This is a genomic window from Salinicola corii (assembly GCF_008298015.1).
In the GTDB taxonomy this organism is placed as follows: Bacteria; Pseudomonadota; Gammaproteobacteria; order Pseudomonadales; family Halomonadaceae; genus Salinicola; species Salinicola corii.
In genome coordinates, this window is record NZ_VTPX01000023.1 from 19350 (window position 1) to 36109 (window position 16760).

14 protein-coding genes are annotated in these 16760 nt (G+C 63.5%); 3 read left to right on the top strand and 11 right to left on the bottom strand.

Annotated features, from left to right (window positions below; translation table 11 throughout):
• Positions 1–60: 60 nt before the first annotated feature.
• Positions 61–789: a glycosyltransferase family 2 protein gene (locus F0A16_RS20975; RefSeq protein WP_149437925.1), complete on the top strand. Its 729-nt coding sequence runs from the start codon at positions 61–63 to the stop codon at positions 787–789.
• A 69-nt stretch (positions 790–858) separates the two neighbouring features.
• Here F0A16_RS20975 and F0A16_RS20980 read toward each other — a convergent pair whose 3' ends face one another.
• The 8 genes from F0A16_RS20980 to pgi all read right to left on the bottom strand — a co-directional run bounded on the left by F0A16_RS20980 (position 859) and on the right by pgi (position 11197).
• Positions 859–1341, bottom strand: a complete 483-nt coding sequence (locus F0A16_RS20980; protein ID WP_239023919.1) for a DUF3465 domain-containing protein — start codon at positions 1339–1341, stop codon at positions 859–861.
• Between the two features lie 291 nt (positions 1342–1632).
• A complete protein-coding gene (locus F0A16_RS20985; protein WP_149437927.1) occupies positions 1633–1974 on the bottom strand; it encodes a protealysin inhibitor emfourin in 342 nt (113 codons plus the stop codon).
• The gene (locus F0A16_RS20990; RefSeq protein ID WP_239023920.1) at positions 1971–3023 is read right to left on the bottom strand and encodes a M4 family metallopeptidase; all 1053 of its coding nucleotides are present in this window, start codon (positions 3021–3023) and stop codon (positions 1971–1973) included. The genes F0A16_RS20985 and F0A16_RS20990 overlap by 4 nt, the downstream gene beginning before the upstream one ends.
• A 260-nt stretch (positions 3024–3283) precedes the next feature.
• Complete coding sequence (serB, locus tag F0A16_RS20995; RefSeq protein WP_149437929.1) at positions 3284–4504, bottom strand: phosphoserine phosphatase SerB; 1221 nt, start codon at positions 4502–4504, stop codon at positions 3284–3286.
• A gap of 119 nt (positions 4505–4623) precedes the next feature.
• The gene (parC, locus tag F0A16_RS21000; RefSeq protein WP_149437931.1) at positions 4624–6876 is read right to left on the bottom strand and encodes a DNA topoisomerase IV subunit A; all 2253 of its coding nucleotides are present in this window, start codon (positions 6874–6876) and stop codon (positions 4624–4626) included.
• Position 6877: 1 nt separating this feature from the next.
• A complete protein-coding gene (gene parE, locus F0A16_RS21005) occupies positions 6878–8758 on the bottom strand; it encodes a DNA topoisomerase IV subunit B (protein WP_149437932.1) in 1881 nt (626 codons plus the stop codon).
• Positions 8759–8874: 116 nt separating this feature from the next.
• Positions 8875–9522 (bottom strand): YqiA/YcfP family alpha/beta fold hydrolase, encoded by a 648-nt coding sequence (locus tag F0A16_RS21010; RefSeq protein WP_149437936.1) that lies wholly within the window; start codon positions 9520–9522, stop codon positions 8875–8877.
• 25 nt (positions 9523–9547) lie between these two features.
• Positions 9548–11197 (bottom strand): glucose-6-phosphate isomerase, encoded by a 1650-nt coding sequence (gene pgi / locus F0A16_RS21015; protein WP_149437938.1) that lies wholly within the window; start codon positions 11195–11197, stop codon positions 9548–9550.
• A 119-nt stretch (positions 11198–11316) separates the two neighbouring features.
• Here pgi and cmoA point away from each other — a divergent pair, with 119 nt between their 5' ends.
• Both cmoA and cmoB read left to right on the top strand, forming a co-directional pair.
• Positions 11317–12099 carry a carboxy-S-adenosyl-L-methionine synthase CmoA gene (gene cmoA, locus F0A16_RS21020; protein ID WP_149437940.1) on the top strand — a complete coding sequence of 261 codons (783 nt, stop codon included), beginning with the start codon at positions 11317–11319 and terminating at the stop codon, positions 12097–12099.
• Complete coding sequence (cmoB, locus tag F0A16_RS21025; RefSeq protein WP_149437941.1) at positions 12092–13102, top strand: tRNA 5-methoxyuridine(34)/uridine 5-oxyacetic acid(34) synthase CmoB; 1011 nt, start codon at positions 12092–12094, stop codon at positions 13100–13102. Before cmoA ends, cmoB begins: the two co-directional genes overlap by 8 nt.
• A 79-nt stretch (positions 13103–13181) precedes the next feature.
• Here the strand turns inward: cmoB and F0A16_RS21030 are convergent, their stop codons facing one another.
• The 3 genes from F0A16_RS21030 to F0A16_RS21040 all read right to left on the bottom strand — a co-directional run.
• Positions 13182–15257 carry an LTA synthase family protein gene (locus F0A16_RS21030; RefSeq protein ID WP_149437943.1) on the bottom strand — a complete coding sequence of 692 codons (2076 nt, stop codon included), beginning with the start codon at positions 15255–15257 and terminating at the stop codon, positions 13182–13184.
• Between the two features lie 149 nt (positions 15258–15406).
• Positions 15407–16318: a serine O-acetyltransferase EpsC gene (epsC, locus tag F0A16_RS21035; protein WP_149437945.1), complete on the bottom strand. Its 912-nt coding sequence runs from the start codon at positions 16316–16318 to the stop codon at positions 15407–15409.
• A 134-nt stretch (positions 16319–16452) separates the two neighbouring features.
• Positions 16453–16760 (bottom strand): elongation factor 1-alpha C-terminal domain-related protein (locus F0A16_RS21040; protein ID WP_420853091.1); only part of this gene is annotated, 308 nt, incomplete at its 5' end.

Below are 16760 nucleotides of genomic sequence, written 5' to 3' on the forward strand. Positions count from 1 at the left end.
AGTGGCGATTCCGAACGGGACGAGCAAAGTCGACGCTTTGGAAACCAACAGGATTTCATCATGCTCGAACTACCCAAGCTGTCACTTGTCATCACCGTCCACGATGCCTTCCATCGCGTCGAGCATGTGGTAGCGGAAGCATCCAGCGCGCTTCGACATGCAGCCGGCCTGGAATTCGTTGTGATCGACGACGCCTCGGGCGAAAGCGGTCATGGTCGATTGGCACAACTGGCCGCCGCCGACAGCAGGGTCAAACTCTATCGCCAGCCCACGGCCACCGGCGCCGACGCCGCGTCGTGGCGAGCCGGCAATCTGGCGCGTGGCGAGTGGATCGCGACGCTTGCCGCCGATGGTCGAGACGACCCGCACGACATTCCCGACATGCTCTGCGAAGCGGAGCATCGGGGATTGACGCTGGTAGAGGGGATTCCGCTCGATCCTCGCTGCCGCTGGAAAAAAGCCCTCTTCCGCACCTTCAGAGGAGTCGGCATCGAACTCGCCGGCGGCGAGTGCTGCGGATTGCGCCTGGTCAAGCGGGATGCGCTGGTGGCGCTACCGTCCGTCGACAAACTGCTGCGATTTCTTCCACTGTTGATTCGCCGCCGTGGCGGCCAGACGGGCAGCTATCGTGTCAATCTCCGGGCGCCATCAGCCCACGCCTCTCCCTGGCGACTGTCCGCCAGATCGATTGGGAACGCCCGGGATTGGCTCGGCATGTGGTGGCTGTCCCGCCGTTGGCACTCGAGCCACACGCCAGCCAAACGCCGGGTACGGGTCTACGCTCGCTGACACGACGCGGCGGTACGTGCTCCAGGCTGTGTCTGGGAAGTCAGTGATCGCGACACTTTTCAGACACGCTTACCGATAGCGCCTGCCCCGATACTCCAGCCAGCCTCCCGCTCTATCGCCACCGGGGTCATGATGGGTCCAGTGGATTACGCCGCCTTGGGCGTTCCAGACATATTCTCCCCGAAACCGTAGCTGACCACCCGGTTCGAGGGACTCGATCCGTGGGGCCACGTCGATGTTGTGGGCAATCAACAGGGTCTGGCCCGTGTCGAGCGCGACGATGATTCTCTGGTGGCGACTCCCATCGAGATCGTCCGGAAGCACCCGCACAACCCGACCCGAGGCCTCGATCCAGAAAGCGCCTCTTCGTGTCTCGAAAGCGTGTTGCAGTCGCTCCTCGGCACTGCCGGATTCATGATCGCTGGCAGAATACGTCGACGATCGAGTCGCCTGCCCGTCTCCGAGCCATTCGGCGAGCGGGGCGACGAATGCCACCATCAGCAGACCGACGATTGCCCAACGGCCCGAGCGCGAGACGATTCCCTGGCGCATGTGCTGCCCTACCACCGTTGCGTGACATTCGATCCCCGCTGCCCACGAGCCAGGGCGAACGGTGCTTCATGACCGGCAGATGCGAAAAAGCGAGCCGAACCGGCTCGCCAGAGAATAGAACGTATCGATGTCGATGCCAAAATTGCGGGCAACATCACACAAAAAGAAGCCGGACCCAATTCAGGCCCGGCCTACGCTGTGCGCCCGTCCTGGGCTACTAGGTCAGAGTACGGAAGCGCGATGGAGTTCCTTGGTAATCCAAAAAAACTCGCGCAACTCCCGCCCTCTCGCTTAGTCGCCACTCTCGTCCAGCTCTTGGACGCCTCGTTTCCAAAGACCGATCAACAACCTCGGTGCCGCGCTCTCGTCCAGTTCCCACTCACGTTCGGGGCGTCCTGCCGTGACTTCCAGCGTCACCCGGAAGGAACGCCTGTCGGCTCCCGCGGGACCCGGCTCGCCAACGTGCCGATCGAGTTCGTCAAGCACGGCCTGAAGTCGTCGTCGTTGATAGTCGTTCAGCTCCCGACACTCGATCTTTCTCGGCGCCGATAGGCCGGGTGCTGCCACGAATCCCCCTTCGCGGGAGACGAAAATCACGCTCGCCGACTCGAGCCAGAGATCTTCACCGTTCATGAGAGAACGCCCACGTCGATCCAGGCCTGATTGACAGCCTGGGTGGCGTCGCTGTCGTTGCCGAAACGCTTGGCCGCGCAATCGACCGTCAAGCGAGCGAACTGGGCGAAATCGCCATCGCGTTGCAGGCGCGGATCGGTCAGCGCATCGAACCAGACGGGCCCCGCCTGCTCCCAGGCAAACCCGCCCAGGCTGGTAGCCGCCAGGTAGAATGCCCGATTGGGGATGCCCGAGTTGATGTGTACCCCGCCATTGTCCGATGACGTTCGCACGAAATCGTCCATATGCCCCGGCTGGGGATCCTTGCCCAGCACCGGGTCGTCGTAGGCGGTTCCCGGCTTGGCCATCGAGCGCAAGGCCCGCCCGTTGACCCGCTCGGTCAGCAGTCCCTCGCCGATCAGCCAGTCGGCCTCCTCGACGTCCTGCTCGAAGTGATGCTGCTTGACCATTGCACCGAAGACGTCCGCCAGCGACTCGTTCAGGGCGCCGGACTGATCGGCGTAAACGAGACCGGCCTCGCGTTCGATGACGCCATGGGTCAGCTCGTGGGCGACGACATCCAGCGCCGCGGTGAAACGGTTGAATAGCTCGCCGTCACCATCGCCGAACACCATCTGGGCGCCATTCCAGAAGGCGTTGTCATAATCCTCGCCGTAGTGAACCGTGCCCAGCAACGCCATCCCGTCGCCATCGATGGAATCACGCTCGAAGACCTGCCAGTAGAATAGATGCGTGGCACCCAGCCACTGATACGCCTCATCCACGGCGACATCCCCACTCTCCGGTGCACCTTCCTCGCGCACCAGATTGCCGGGAAGCGTCTGCTGGTTACCGGCGGAATAGATATATCGCGCGACCTGGCCCGGCCGGCCACTGTCCGCCGGGCGAGCCATGGGCGCGGAAGCATGGCGCAACCGGAACTGGGCATCGGCCTGTAGCGTCATCCGTGCGCATTGCTGAAGCCGTGTGTTGCCGTGAGACATGATGCGTTCGAGGACGTGAGGCGGCATGAAGCCCGCGAGGATCCTGGCACCGTGCATTTCGACCATGCGATTACCTCCTGTGCGGTGAAGCTCGAGGCTATCAGTGTGGTCCAATCCACCCCGGGTCTCCGCTGCGCCGATGTTCCTTTTTGTCAACGAGCGTCCGGACGGCCGGATTCGGCGCCAGCGACAGGCCGTAGACGCACCCCATGAGCCTGCGACGGACGAGCTTGCGCATCCAGACTGCACCCAAGCCACAGCCCCGCTGGCATAACGGACGAGCGATCACACGGCCATCATGACGTGAACTTAATGTTCGACGAGTATCAATCGCTCGCCGACAACGTATCCAGCTCGGAAACGGAGTAACCGAGCAGATAGAGCAAACCATCCAGCCCCAGGGTGGAAACCGACTGGCGTGCCTGACGACGAACCAGGGGCTTGGCGTGAAAGGCCACGCCGAGCCCCGCCACCGACAGCATCTCGAGGTCGTTGGCGCCATCGCCCACGGCAACGGTCTGGGCCAGATCCCATCCCTCACGCTCGGCGATCTGCCTGAGTATCATTGCCTTGCGTCCGGCATCGACGATCGGCTCCTGGACCTCACCGGTCACCTTGCCGTCGCGGATCACCAGCTCGTTGGCGTGGATCTCGTCGAACCCGAGGCGATTCTGCAGGTGACGAGCAAAATAGGTGAACCCGCCGGAGAGGATCGCGGTCCGGTAACCCAGGGGCTTGAGATAGCGCATCAGTCGCTCCAGCCCCGGCATCAGTGGCAGCGACTCGGCAATTTCAGCCAACACAGACTCGTCCAGGCCCTCGAGCTTGCTCATGCGTTCGCGAAAGCTCTGCTGGAAATCGAGTTTGCCACGCATGGCGCGCTCGGTCACGCTGGCAACTTCCTCGTAGACGCCGTGTCGGCGCGCCAGTTCGTCGATGACCTCCGCCTGGATCAGCGTCGAATCCATATCGAAGCAGATCAGTCGACGATGTCGACGCCATGCATTCGATGGCTGCAACGCCACGTCGACCTCGAAGCGCTCGCTCAGCGCCAGTATCTTGTCGCGCAGTGACACGGAATCGGCTACCGCACCGCTGAGCCGCCACTCCAGGCATGCACCGGCGCCGGCCGACGAAGCATCCGTGCCGAGCCCGATCGCGGCGGACAACCGCTTCACGCGTTCGATGATCAGCCCCTGCTCGGCCGTCAGCGCGCCGACTTCCGCCATCACCTCCGCGGATAGCGTGGGTGCCATCAGGGTCAGTACCCAGCGGGAATCCTTGGCCACGTCCGCCCACAGCGCTTCGCTTTCGGCGGGCACCTTCTCGACCCGGCAGTCCAGCCCGAACACGTCGCCAGCCGTCGGCAACATGGCCCCGAGGTCGTCGGCGGTTTCGACCAGCGCCTCCAGCGTCACTTCCCCGAAGGCGACGTGCTGGCTCAAGTCCAGCAGGCGGCAGTTGGCACTGACCAGTGCCGTACCCAGTGCAGCCGTCTGACCAGGCCGCGCGGGACCGGTGGCTCGCACCACAAAACGTTGTGACATCTTTTCCCCACGAGGCGCCCGAGGCGCCCTGTCTTTATTAGATTCAACCGACCATCAGCCATGGCAGAGGCATACTGTCGACTCTCGTCGCTGGTGACACCACTCAACGGTAACAGCCCTCAAAACTCGACCTCGAGCCGATCCACTTTCTGGAATCCACGAGCCAGCTTGCTGCCTCGACGGCCGCGCTCGCCGGCATAGTAGTCGAGATCGGCCGCTTTCAGCGTCTGCTTGCGCCTTCCGGCATGTACGATCAGCGCCGCGCCTTCTGGCAGCATCACCAGATCGCGAACGAACTCCTCGCGATTGGCGGCACGCTGGCCGGGAATCGAGATCATCTTGTTACCCTTGCCTTTGGCCATCTCCGGTAACTGGGACAAACCGAACACCAACAGCCGCCCTTCGTTGGACACCACGGCCACCCGAACGTTGTCTGCCGCCGGAATCGCTTGCGGTGGCATCACGTTGCAGCCGGTGGGCACCGACAACACGGCCTTGCCCGCCTTGTTCTTGCCGAGCAGATCCTCGAGCTTGACCACGAAGCCGTAGCCCGCATCGGAGGCCAGCAGATAACGCGCGCTGGGGACATCGAGCATCAGCCCGACCATGGACGACCCCGCCGGCGGATTGATTCGCCCGGTCACCGGCTCGCCCTGCCCCCGCGCCGAAGGCAGATTGTGCGCGGAGAGGGTGTAACTGCGGCCGCTGTCATCGAGCAGCACCAGTGGCTGATTGGTCTTGCCGCGGGCGGCGAGGTGGAACTTGTCGCCCGCCTTGTAGGAGAGCCCGGCAGGATCGATATCGTGACCGCGTGCGGCCCGGATCCAGCCTTTCTCGGACAACACCACGGTAACCGGGTCGGCGCCGACCAGCTCGACCTCGGAGAGCGCCTTCGCCTCGGCACGTTCGACCAGCGGCGAGCGGCGGGCATCGCCGTAGGCTTCGGCTGCCTCGCGCAGCTCCTTCTCGATCAAGTCAGTCATTGCCATCCCGCTGCCCAGCAGCTTCTTCAGCCGCTTGCGCTCGGCCTCGAGTTCATCCTGCTCGCCGCGGATCTTCATCTCCTCGAGCTTGGCGAGATGGCGCAGGCGCAGCTCCAGAATCGCCTCGGCCTGGCGATCGCTGATGCCGAAGGCGTTCATCAGCGCCGGCTTGGGCTCGTCCTCCTCGCGGATGATGCGAATCACTTCATCGATATTGAGATAGGCGACCAGCAGACCCTCGAGGATATGCAGGCGATCCTCGACCTTGCCGAGGCGATGCTCCAGACGCCGGCGTACCGTGGTACGCCGGAATACCAGCCATTCACCGAGCATCTCGTTCAGCGGCATCACCCGTGGCCGGCCGTCGAGCGCGATCACGTTGAGATTGACGCGAATGTTCTTCTCGAGATCGGTGGTGGCGAACAGGTGCGCCATCAGCCCCTCGACATCGATGCGGTTGGAACGCGGCTCGATCACCAGCCGGGTCGGCGTCTCGTGGGTCGACTCGTCGCGCAGATCCGCCACCATCGGCAGTTTCTTGGCCTGCATCTGGGCGGCGATCTGCTCCAGCACCTTGGCTCCGCTGACCTGATACGGCACCGCGGTGATCACGATATTGCCGTCTTCGCGCTCATAGCGGGCACGCAGCTTGACCGAGCCGCGACCGGTTTCGTAGAGCTTGCGCAGATCGCTGGCCTGCGAAATGATCTCGGCATCCGTCGGGAAGTCCGGTGCCGGCAGATACGCCATCAGATCCGCGACGCTGGCCTCGGGCTGGCGCAACAGATGGCAGGTCGCCTCGACCACCTCCACCACATTGTGGGGCGGGATATCGGTGGCCATGCCGACAGCGATGCCGGTACCACCGTTGAGCAGCACATGGGGAAGTCGCGACGGCAGCACCGCCGGCTCGTTCATGGTGCCATCGAAATTGGGCGTCCAGTCGACGGTGCCCTGGCCCAGCTCCGCCAGCAGCGTCTCGGAGAAGCGCGACAGCCGCGCTTCGGTATAGCGCATGGCGGCGAACGACTTGGGATCGTCCGGGCTACCCCAGTTGCCCTGGCCGTCGACCAGCGGGTAACGGTAGCTGAACGGCTGCGCCATCAGCACCATCGCCTCGTAGCAGGCGCTGTCGCCATGAGGGTGGAACTTGCCCAGCACGTCGCCGACGGTGCGCGCCGACTTCTTGTACTTGGCATTGGCGTTCAGCGACAGCTCGCGCATGGCGTAGACGATACGCCGCTGCACCGGTTTCATGCCGTCGCCGATATGCGGCAACGCCCGGTCGAGAATTACGTACATCGAGTAATCGAGATACGCCTTCTCGGTGTACTCCTTGAGCGAAAGGCGCTCGACGTCGCCCTCCGCCACCTGGATATCCATGGTCATTTCAAACCTCGATGTCGGCCATGTTGCCGTAATCTTCCAGCCAGCTCTTTCTGTCGCTCGCTCGCTTGCGAGCCAGCAGCATGTCCATCATCTCCAGCGTGCCGTCGTTGAGTTCCCGGGTGAGCTGGACCAACCGCCGGGTGTCGACGGCCATGGTGGTTTCGCGCAGCTGTAGCGGGCTCATTTCACCCAGGCCCTTGAAGCGCTGCACGTTGGGTGTGCCCCGCTTGCCTTCCAGACGCTTGAGCGTCGCCGCCTTCTCGCTCTCGTCCAGGGCGTAGAAGACCTCCTTGCCCAGATCGATACGGTAGAGCGGCGGCATGGCGACGAAGACGTGGCCGGCATCGACCAGTGCCGGGAAGTGGCGCACGAACAGCGCGCACAGCAGCGTGGCGATGTGGAGGCCATCGGAGTCGGCGTCGGCGAGAATGCAGACCTTGTGGTAGCGCAGCTTGGCAAGATCGTCACTGCCCGGATCGAGCCCGATAGCCACGGCGATGTCGTGAACTTCCTGCGAGCTGTAGATATCGGCGGATTCCACTTCCCAGGTGTTGAGGATCTTGCCGCGCAGCGGCAGGATCGCCTGGGTCTCGCGGTTGCGTGCCTGCTTGGCGCTGCCACCGGCGGAGTCCCCTTCGACCAAAAACAGCTCGCTCGAGACCGGATCCTGCCCGGAGCAATCGGCCAGCTTGCCCGGCAGTGCCGGTCCCGATGTAATTTTCTTGCGTGCCACCTTCTTGGCACTCTTCTGGCGTCGCTGGGCAGCGTTGATTACCAGCTCGGCCAGTTGTTCGGCCTGGTCGACATGGTGGTTGAGCCACAGCGAGAAGGCGTCCTTGACCACGCCGGAGACGAAGCCCGCCACCGTGCGCGACGACAGCCGCTCCTTGGTCTGACCGGCGAATTGCGGATCGAGCATCTTGATCGAGAGCACGAATGACACCCGCTCCCAAAGATCTTCCGGCGTCAGCTTGATGCCGCGTGGCAACAAGCTCCGATACTCGCAGAACTCCCGCACCGCCTCGAGCAGGCCGCTGCGAAAGCCGTTGACGTGGGTGCCACCGAGCGGCGTCGGGATCAGGTTGACGTAGGACTCCAGCACCGGCTCGCCGCCCTCCGGCAGCCATTGGATCGCCCAGTCGACACCCTGCTCGTCGTCCTCGAAATGGCCGGTGAACGGCGATGCCGGCAACACCTCGAAACCGTCCACCGCCTGCGCCAGATAGTCGCGCAGACCGTCTTCGTACTGCCAGACGCTCTCGGCACCGTCGGACTCCTTGAGCACCACCTTGAGGCCGGGGCAGAGCACGGCCTTGGCGCGCAGCAAGTGCTTCAGCTTCGGCAGCGAGAGTCTGGGGCTGTCGAAGTACTCCACTTCCGGCCAGAAGCGCACCACAGTCCCAGTGGCGCGTTTGGCGCAACTGCCGATGATCGATAGCTCCTCGACCTTCTCGCCCTTCTCGAAGGCGATCCCGTAGCGATTGCCATCGCGACACACCTCGACCTCGAGACGGGTCGACAGCGCATTGACCACCGAGACGCCAACCCCGTGCAACCCTCCGGAAAATCGATAACTCGACTGGGAGAACTTGCCGCCAGCATGCAACCGCGTCAGGATCAGTTCCACCCCGGTCACGCCGTGCTCGGGATGCACATCGATCGGCATGCCCCGCCCGTCGTCGGAGACCTCGATCCCGCCATCCTCCAGCAGGACGACGCGAATCTCGCGAGCATGCCCCGCAAGCGCCTCATCGACACTATTGTCGATGACTTCCTGCACCAGGTGATTGGGACGGGAGGTGTCGGTATACATACCCGGTCGTTTGCGGACCGGGTCGAGGCCGGAGAGTACCTCGATGGAGCTAGCACTGTATTGCGTCATGCAGGGTCTCGCCGTGTTTACTGGGTCAAAGTTCACAGAATCAGCGTCGCGACGATCATACACGACTGGTCAAATGTCCAGTATCGGTTTCGCCGCTCGCCGTCGGCTGGAGAGGGTCACGACACCGAGAACGATGTCGGAACCCGCCAGCCACCGTGGGCGAACAGTGCCGGCAGATATTCGTGCAGGACATCGAACCCGTGATCGCCACCGGGGTGGATCAGCGTGCGACTGCCGGCATAGGCGCGCAACGCGTCGCGACAATCCAGCGTCTCATCGTCACTACCGAGCAGCAGCAGATAGCGCGTGGGGTGCACGATGCGTTCCCACTGCAGCGCGGTCAATTGATCGAAATAGCTATTGTCGATCGTGAAACACTCTCCCGAGGCGTCGTTGACCAACGTCTGCCCCAAGTAGTCGCCGACGAAACGAGCGGGCTGAACCGCCGGGTTGATCAGCACGGCACGAAGGCCGTAGCGCTCCGCCAGCAGCGTGGCCAGGAAGCCGCCCATGGAACTGCCGACCAGTAGCGTGTCCTCGCACCCCAGGACCTCGAGGGCCGCCTCGGCCTGCTGCAGAGCCAGATCCGGGCGATGCGACAGGTCCGGCGTCAGGCAGGCGAGACGACGTTCCTCGTGGCGCGCCAACGCCCCGCAGGCCGCCTTGACCAGCCTGGCCTTGGGCGAGGCGCTGCTGCTGTTGAAACCGTGCAGGTAGAGCAGCGCCCTGGCGGGTTGCACGGCCGGTGTCGAGCCGGCTAACACGGGCCGCTCCCGAGCTTCCGCTCCATCACCGGGATGTCTGCCCTCTCCAGGTCGCCTCGATCAGCCCGCGACTGGAGTCGTCGAGCGTATCCAGACCTGTCTGCGTGGCGATGATCTCCTCGGTCTCGGTGGCGATCTTCTTGCCCAGCTCGACACCCCACTGGTCGAACGAATCGATATCCCAGATCACGCCCTGCACGAATACCTTGTGCTCGTAGAGGGCGATCAGGGCCCCCAGGGTGGCCGGATTGAGGCTGTCGAACATCAACGTGGAGGAGGGCTGGTTGCCACGATAACGTTTGTAGCTTGGCGGCGTGCTCTCGGACTTCACGGCATCGTCGCCCAGCATCAGCACACGGGATTGCGCGAAGCAGTTGGCCAGTGCCAGCCGATGCTGGGCCATCAGGTCGCCGCGAAAGCGCTCGTCCTCGACGTCATTGTAGCGGTTGACCGGCGCGATGAAATCGCACGCCACCGGCTGAGTGCCCTGGTGCAGCAACTGGTAGAACGCGTGCTGGCCATTGGGTCCGATCTCGCCCCAGATCACCGGGCACGTGGAGTAGTCGACCACCGCGTCACCGTTGGTTACCGACTTGCCGTTGGACTCCATCTCCAGTTGCTGGAAATATCCCGGCAGGTGCTTGAGACGGCCATCGTAGGGCAATACCGCGTGCGAGCGGATATCCAGGAAATTGACGTTCCAGATGCCGATCAATCCCAGCTGTACCGGCAGATTCTCCGCCAGGTCGGCGGTGCGGAAATGCTCGTCCATGGCATGGGCCCCCGCCAGTAGCTGGCGGAAGTTATCCATGCCGACACGGATGGCGATCGGCAGTCCGATGGCGCTCCACAGCGAATAGCGGCCGCCCACCCAGTCCCAGAACAACAGCTGATTGGCGGGATCGATGCCCCACTCGGTCATCTTCTCGGGCTTGGTGGAGACGCCGACGAAGTGGAAGCGCTTGATCAGCGCCTCGTCGCCGCCCAGGCGCGTCGCGATCCAGTCCAGCGCGGTGGAGGCGTTGGAGAGCGTGTCGATGGTACCAAAAGACTTGGACGACAGGATGAACAGGGTCGTCTCGGGGTTGAGCCAGCTCAGGAAATCCGCCAACTGAGAGCCGTCCATGGTCGAGGCGAAGTGCGTCGACACCTCGAACACATCGTCGGGCTCGAAATCGGTCAGCGCCGAAGTCACCATCAGTGGCCCCAGATCCGAACCGCCGACACCGAGATTGACCACGTCGGTGATCGGCTTGCCGGTGGCGCCGCGCCACTGCCCGTTCAGCAGCTTGTTGACCAGCGTTTCCATCTTGTCGAGCGTGGCGTGAACCTCTCCGACCACGTCGACGCCTTCGACCTCGAGCTGGGCATCTCGCGGCAGGCGCAATGCCGTGTGCAGTGCGGGCCGATCCTCGGTCCGGTTGACTCGTTCGCCCGACAGCAGGCGCTGAATCGCATCCGGCACGCCGGCATCCCGCGCCAACGAGAGCAACCCTTCTCGCACTTCCGTCGTCCAGCGCTGCTTGGAAAGATCCATCTGGATACCGGCGGCTTCCAGATAGAACGTCTCGAAGCGCGGCGACTGCTGGAACAGGGTCTTCAGATGAATATCCCGCATGCCATCTTCGAGCTGCTGCTCGAGCGCTTTCCATGCCTGGGTTTCACGAATCGACATCTATGGCTCTCCTTGTCACGTGCAGCGAAGAGACGCAAAACGTACACTATGGCCGCAGCGGGCATATCACAGGCGCCTCGCTCGCTTCACGCTCTCCCAATTAAGAACATCTTCCGGCAATGACTGACGCATCTTACCGTGACGCCATCTTTTCGACACCCCTCGATCGCGTGGCGAGCTTTTCGTTCGACGAGCGGGTCGTGGCCTGCTTTCCCGATATGGTCCGGCGCTCGATCCCCGGTTACGGCCAGATTCTCGGCATGTTCGGCGTCATCGCCGAGCGCCACCTGCGCCACGCTGCCCACGTCTACGACCTGGGCTGTTCGCTGGGCGCGGTGGGCCTGGCCCTGGCCGGACGACTGCCCGCCGAGGCCTTCGAACTGACCGGCGTCGATCTCTCCCTGACGATGATCGGCCGCGCTCGGGAGATCGCCGCCGCCGAGAGCCCCGACCATCGGATGCAGTTCGTCGAGGGCGATATCCGCCACCTGGACTACCGGGCCAGCGGCATGATCGTGCTCAACTTCACGCTGCAGTTCCTGCCGCCGGCAGACCGCGACGCGGTGATCGACAAGCTGTTCGCGGCGCTGGAGCCCGGTGGCATCCTGGTGCTGTCCGAGAAGATCGTCGCGGAAGACGAACAGGAGAACGCCTGGCTGGTGGAGCGCTACCACGATTTCAAGCGCGCCAACGGCTACAGCGAGATGGAGATCAGCCAGAAGCGCACGGCCCTGGAGAACGTGCTGGTGCCGGATACGCTGGCCGCGCACCACGCGCGTCTTACCCAGGCCGGATTCTCGCGGGTGACGACCTGGTTCCAGTATCTCAACTTCGCCTCTCTCGTCGCTTTCAAGGACAAGGACGCGCTCATCGGGGCGAAGGCGGCCACCCAGGATGCCTGACACGCCCTCCGACACCCTCGCGCAGGCCGAACGCCGGCTCTATCTCGCCTTTCTCGAGCAGGGCCTGACCGACTGGCTGGCGCAGCTTCCCGGACAACTGGCGCGTGGACTCGATCGGCGCCGCCACGGCGACCTGCCGGCGTGGGAGAAGGCCGTGGCCAAGTTGCCCGTACTCCCGGCGACCCGCGCCGTCGACCTGACCAGCGACACCGTTACGGTGGATGTCGATCTGAGCGATGCCGATCGCCGCCGCTGCGAGAACCTGCTGCGCATTCTGATGCCGTGGCGCAAGGGGCCCTACCGGCTCGGCGATATCGGGATCGATACCGAATGGCGGTCGGACTGGAAATGGCAGCGCGTCGCGCCGCACCTCTCGCCGCTCGCCGGAAGGCGAGTACTCGACGTCGGTGGCGGCAACGGCTATCACGCTTGGCGCATGGCCGGGGCCGGGGCCGCCTTCGTGCTGGTGATCGACCCCTCCCCGCGTTTCCACTACCAGTTCCACGCCGTGCGGCACTTCGTGGGCGATGCAGATGACTACCGCGCCCATTTCCTGCCGGTCGGCATCGAGGACGTACCGGAAAATCTCGCCGCTTTCGATACCGTGTTTTCGATGGGCGTGCTCTATCACCGCGCCTCGCCGCTGGATCACCTGCGCCAGTTGAAGGACGCCCTGGCACCCGGCGGCGAGCTGGTGCTGGAAACACTGGTTGTCGAGGGCGACGAGCGTACCGTCTTCATGCCCGGCGAACGCTACGCCAGCATGCCAAACGTTTACTTCCTGCCCTCATCACGCGCACTGGCGCACTGGCTCGATCGCAGCGGCTTCGAAGCCATTCGCTGCGTCGACGAAACAGTCACCCGCCTCGACGAGCAGCGCTCGACGGCGTGGATGACCTTTCATTCGCTGGCCAATTTTCTGGACCCGGACGACCGTGCGAAGACGGTCGAGGGTTATCCCGCTCCCCGAAGGGCGACGCTGATCGCCCGCAAGCCGGGATAACGAAACGGCCAGCCGGCGGCCGCCCCTCGCCGTCAGGGATCTTCGCGAGCGCGACCCGCCGATGGGCCGCGCTTTCTGTCTATGGTGCCGGCGACTCTCTGTCCGCCAACGCCTCGCGTCGAATCCGCCAATCCTCCAGACCGATGCGAGCCCGGGCGCGACGCGCCTGCTCGCGCAGTTCGACGGAAGGAGTGGTCTCGGCATGCAGTAAGGCCTCCGACCAACGATAGTAGGTCGGGTCAGCGAAATTCGTTACCGCACCCGCCCTGCTCACCATGACGCCTTCACCGCCATCCTGGTCGTTGAAGGTCAACGCCGCGGGCGACGACACCGGTTGATAGAGATCACGTCCAACCCAAGGTACTTGTACCTGCGAAAGCGAGTGCGCCCAAAGCGTGGGAAAGATATCGCGATGACTGGTCCAGTCGTCGGACTGCGCCTCGTCGTCCTTGCGATACGTCGGCGGAATCCACATCAGGATCGGCACGCCGAACTGATCGAACAGGTCCTGGGCATCGGGATAGCTCATCAACGAGCGCGTATTGTGATCGCCACTGGCCGCGAACAGCGTGTGGTCCATGAGGCCCGCCGTCTCGAGATCGTCGAGGAATCCGCCCATGCTGTCATTGGCATACTGGTAGGTTTCGAGAATCGATGCGCCCAGCTCCGGCGACGACGCCAACGCGTCGCCGAGACGCGAGACATCCAGCGGCCCGGGTGCGTAATCCTCGGGGATTTCATAGGGCGGATGGTTGGTGATCGACAGCATCACCAATAGCAGCTTCTCGTCCTTGGCATCGGCCTCTTTCAGCAACACCTCGCCGTAGCGGAACATCCACTCGTCGAAGAGCCCCCAGGTGCTGCCCTTCGCTTCGGGAAACCTCTCCTTGATGGCACTCTCGCCAAGCACCTCATCGAACCCCTGACGCTTGAGCGCCTCATCCAGATCGCGCCAATGCGCTGACCCGGAGGTCAAAAACACGGTGCGGTAGCCCTCGCGCTCGTAGGGTGCCACCGCCGAGGTAGAGTACTGCCGGTAACCGTAGCGGCCCTGGGTCAAAGGCGTGATGGGAGTATCGAAGAGCAATCCTTCCAGACTGGGATGCGTGCCATTCCCCGAAGAGAGTGCGTGAGGGAAATAATCGGCTTTCCTTTCCAGCCAGGGTCGCAGCCGACCCAGTAGGTCGTTGTTTTCAGGATCATCGAAGCCTAACGGAGGGCGCCCCCAACTCTCCATCAGGCTGACAACGACATGCGGCGGCCGACGTTTCGCAGCGGGGACGGCCGGCGTCTTCTCGACCATATGAGCGGCTACCGCCTGAGGAGTGTCGACCCCGCTCCAACCCAGCGCCTCGGCCGCTTCCATCGGCGTGGCGAACCCGTAACGCTCCAGTCCCGAGAGCGGATCGTCATCGATCTGACTAGCCTCACGCTCACCCCAGGCCAGATAGAATGCCTGCGGACCACTGGGGACCAGATCATTGATGAAAGCACTCGACGATACCGCCATGTGCATCTCGCGCAGCGGGAACTCGCCCAGGCTGCCTCGCCCCAGGCCAATCAGCGCGACGAGGGAAACGACGGCGAGGATACCCGCCCGACGCCAGCCGAGCCGGCGCCGCTGGCGTCGGTGGCCACGGCGCATCAACACGATCTGGGTCCCCGTCATGCCGATCAGCACTACCAGCAGAGGCAAGACCGGATAATCGCTCCAGACAGTCTGCAATACGGCCCTCGTGTCGTCTTCGAACAAGCCGAAGATCAGAGAGTTGATCGGCCCTTGGTAAAAGCTGAAATAGAAGTGGTTGATCAACGCCAGCAGGTTGACGAGCACCATAATCGCAATGGCCCAGACCAGCCACAGACGCAGCCATGTGGCAATGACGATGCGTGGCAGCGGCAGCAGCGCCGTCGCTACCAGCAGCCAAGGACCGAGCAGCGTTGCCATCGTCTTGGCGTCGAAACGCATCCCCAGCCAGAACGCATTGGCAAGCTCGCCGGTCGGCACATCCAGCGACGGTGGCGCCTCGAGTTGCCACAGTGCCAGACGCATCAAGGCCAGCGTCACTACCCCGATGAGGCCCAAACGCCACACCTGCCGGTTCATCTCGCACCAGTGCTGCCAGCGCATTCTCGTCGTGGAATCGTTCTGCATATGTCGTCTCGACCTGGTCGGGCGGCACACTATACCGGCCTCGGATAGCCCTGACGATCAATGACCAGCCTGGGGATTGGGGTTAAACCTCGGAAACGACGACGCGCGGCCAGAGCCGCGCGTCGTGAACCATTCCCGCCCTGCCCCCCTCAAGGGCAGGGTCCACTCTGGGTGTTGGCCTGGGTGATATTGCTCTTGGGGGGTACGCTGCAGATTAGCCAGACGTTACCGCCGATGATCGACCCCTTGCCGACCGTGATGCGCCCCAGAATGGTCGCGCCGGCGTAGATGACCACGTCGTCCTCGACGATGGGGTGGCGCGGCAGGCCCTTCTCAAGGTGCCCTTTCTCGTCCGCCGGAAAACGCTTGGCACCCAGCGTGACCGCCTGATAGAGGCGTACGCGATTGCCGATGATCGCCGTTTCGCCGATCACCACGCCGGTGCCGTGATCGATGAAGAACCCTTCGCCGATCTGCGCGCCGGGATGAATGTCGATACCGGTATCGGAATGGGCCAGCTCGGCGATGATCCGCGCCACCAGTCCGGCCCCCGCCTGGTAGAAATAGTGAGCAATGCGATGGTAGATCACGGCATGAACGCCGGGATAGCAGAGCAGGACTTCATCGACGCTGCGCGCCGCCGGATCGCCGTAGAAAGCCGCCATGACATCGTCGTCGAGACGTCGACGCAGGCTCGGCAGGCTATCCGCGAAACCCTGGATGATCCGCGTCGCCGTGGCCGTGTGCTCGGCACCCTTGTCACCGCCGAGCCGCGCCATGTAACGCAGTTCCAGCAGGACTTCCTCGTGTAGCGCGTTGAGCGCGCGGTCCAGGGTGTGACCGACGTAGAAGTCCTCGCTCTCCTTGCGCAGATCGGAAGGCCCCAGACGCATGGGGAAGATGGCCCCGCTCAGGAATTCCAGCGTCTCGCGGATGCGATGACGCGACGGCAACTCACGGCAACCCTTCTCTTTCTCCCGACCGTTTTGGGCGCGCCACTGCTCGCGCGTGGCGCGGAGCTGGGACACGATGCCATCGAGCTGCCAGTTGACGTGCTGCATGAAGATTTCCTTTCAATCGCGGACGCAAGCGTCGGGCCGGAGCGACATGATACACCCGGGGGCGCCTAGGCCAAATGTCGCCGGACGCCGCCTCGCGAAGCGATCCCTGCCTTTTGCCAAGCCTTGTCGCTCGCCTAGCGCTCTTGATGCGTCTCGCGCGTGATCCCTGCAAACAACTCACTCATATCCTTCGCCTCCCAGTGCGGAAAGTGCTTTCGAATCAGCGCGTTGAATTCGATCTCGAACGCCTGCCAGTCGACGACGCCATCGGTCTCGTCGGCCGCCCCTTCGACGGCACCGCGAATTAGCCCGGCTCCGACAGTGATATTGGTCAGCCGGTCGATCACCACGAAGCTCCCGGTTCCCGGGCTCTTGCGGTAGTCGTCCAGCGGCACGCTAACCGTCAGCTCGATCTGGCAGCGACCGATGGCGTTGAGCGCTA